1 protein-coding gene is annotated in these 2865 nt (G+C 39.8%); it reads left to right on the top strand.

Annotated elements, in window-relative coordinates; translation table 11 throughout:
• The first annotated feature begins 532 nt into the window (after window positions 1-532).
• Window positions 533-2494, top strand: coding sequence for a glycosyltransferase family 39 protein (locus JW841_16545; protein MBN1962543.1), 1962 nt, complete (start codon window positions 533-535; stop codon window positions 2492-2494).
• Window positions 2495-2865: the final 371 nt, after the last annotated feature.

Genomic DNA, 2865 nt, shown 5'->3' on the forward strand with positions numbered 1-2865 from the left:
AACTCTCTACGTCATGCCCTCGAAAGAGGGCATCCAGTAAAGCCTAATAAAATCGATCAATTACAGAGATGAGATCAAGAGTCAGCACATGGCCCCTAAATTGGTGCGGTGCCAGACGACAAAAATTCCTTTATAATTCATAGTTTTATATTCGTCTGGCACCAATTTAGAGCAGCCATCATTGTGGGCAAACAAGCTATTAGTTATGGTAGCCCGAGAGCTAGCCGACAGCATGAGTGTCGTAGAATAGGAGCTATCTCCTCCGTAGTAGAACTCACAGTAGTTGAAGACTGATCCATTCGTCCCATTAGTATCGATGTTTCCCCAATCTAAGCGGGCAGGTTGAGTGGCGTTGCCATCACCGTTGGTGTCGCATCCTTGAATACAAATACAGGGGACACTGTTTTAACGAATTGTAAAACACTGCCCCCTGAAACCTCCCTGAAACCTTTTGGAATCTCCTGAAACCCCTGGAGCTTGCTGTGCTAACGATTGTGTATTAGGTCTAATACGTTTTAAGGATAATCAAATCATGACTACTAGCGAGTATGCCATAAACCGACGTGCATTTATCGTTTGGACAATATTAATTATTGCAGCATGTGTTATTTATTTTGCAGGCATTTCACACGAACTCATTTGGTATGACGAAGCTATATCAGCGGCAATAGCTAATCACAGCTTCTCTGAAATTATGTCGTTGATGCCATATGAAAATCATCCACCGCTTTACTTTATCTTATTACATTTTACGCAGATGATCCTTGGTGATTCTGAGTGGGCTTTGCGTTTCATTTCAGCTGTCGCGGCGATCGGTATGGTGGGACTTGGGGCTGGTCCGGTACGTCGTCTCTTTGGTGACCGTACAGCTTTCGCTTATGCTATCGTCGTGTTGTCTTTTCCGGTCATGTTGATTTACGCGCATGAAACCCGAATGTATTCGCTAGCCAATTTCTCCGTAACCGCCACCGTATTATATGGGTTTTGCGCTGCCCGTGATGGTCGGATTAAAGATTGGATTATTTTTGCTATTACCTCTTTAGTAGCGGCATACTCTCATTATTACGGCCTCATAGCTGTAACTATGGCCCATATTTTTATTTTATGTTTTATTCTGATACGCCATCGCGCCCAGTTACATCGTTATCTTGCTACCGCCGCACTAATACTTATTGCTTATTCACCTTGGCTCGTAGTGCTTTTTAACCAAACCATGCGAGTTAATAAAACCAAATTCTGGATTCCTCCGGTATCTATTGAAGCTATATTCTCTGCAGTTTTTCGGCCATTTGCTTATCGTGAGTTGTTCCCTACGCCATTACCAGTTGTACAGCCAACAATGGCTGTCGCCTTTATAATTTCTTTAACGCTTATTATATTTGGTGTAATCATATCTCGCCAAAAACAAAAAACGACTACCTTCAATTTTGTTATTATGTCGTTGGTTGTTTATTGCGGCACCATATTTGTGGCTATTATTATGTCACTTATTTCGGTGCCAATTTTTTATAGTCGCTACATGGTAGTGCTATCTGGTGTATTCGCGTTGTTAATTGGCTTGGGCATTGGTCAACTTACACGCCTTAAATTATATGTTGCAACAATTGTTTTGCTGACGATTCTTCAGAGTTTTACCCTAAAAGATCTCTATACACATCAATTTAACTTGCCATTTAAACAGGTGCGCCAAGTTCTACAAAAAGAATTAAAGCCAGGCGATTTGCTTATTACATCTGATTGTTTCACGGTAGGTCCTGCTTATTATTACTTTCCACAAGCAATAAATTATTACTCTAGTAATGTTGTTGAAGCGCAACGTGATGAAATTTTGCGAGTGATGAGCCCGCGGCTTCGCTACAATCAAGGACTTAAAGAGTTGCTTGCGAGTCATAAACCGTTTTGGTCGTTAACTGATAGCAGCGGTTTAAGTCGAAATGTCTATGATATTTTAGTTCATGAACCTGGTTGGGAAATTGAAGGTAAGTCACGTACTTTTACAGATCCAAAACCATATTCGTTTCTTAGCTTTACACTAGCGAAATACGTGTATACCGGACGTGACAATTCAAGCCTAAAAAAAGGGACCCTTAAGTTGCATCTTACTGGTTTAAAATCGACTGCCACTGTAATTGCAATGCTTTTTACCAGTTTTCCCCCACTTGACGACAAAACCCCTCCTTATCGCTATCAGCTATTCAGTGTAACCGATAATCAAGTGCAGGGTGATATCAATGGTCTTAATTATGGTGAGTATGCATTAGTAGTCTGGCAAGACGAGAATAGAAACACTCGATGGGATTGGAAAGATGGCCAACCCAATGAAGGCGTGTGGATTTTAAATCATGAAAAAACTGATCCGAAATTAGGTGTCAAAGGTTTTACTTTTGATGTGATAAAATTCGCTTTTTATCAACCAGAACTTATGGTTACCGGCAAAATTGCCTACCCACCATTTGATAAACCGCCAACAAATAATGCACTAGACTCTAAATAAAACTAGATTAGTTTTATTTGCGGCAGCTCTTGCGCTTTTGCTTAACTTTTTCGAACTCTTTTTCCATATCTGCAAGTGGTACCAACTTCAGAATATTGGTGGTCACATATACCTCATGATGTAGTATCGCTGCAGTAACCTTAGATGCAAACCTTATTCTTTTAGGTGAGGGTAACCTTCCCAGTATGAGACAATAAATTTATTGCGAAGGGCCTCTATTTTCAACTACGCAAGAATACTACAATAACCTGGATGTTTATCTAAAACTCGCAAATTTTTAGTTATAGAATAACCAAATGATACTTCCAAATTTTTGCACTATTATTATTAGTTATTATAGTATTAATTGTATGTTATCTCGTATAGCTATG

Source organism: Deltaproteobacteria bacterium (assembly GCA_016931625.1).
Lineage (GTDB): Bacteria > Myxococcota > XYA12-FULL-58-9 > XYA12-FULL-58-9 > JAFGEK01 > JAFGEK01.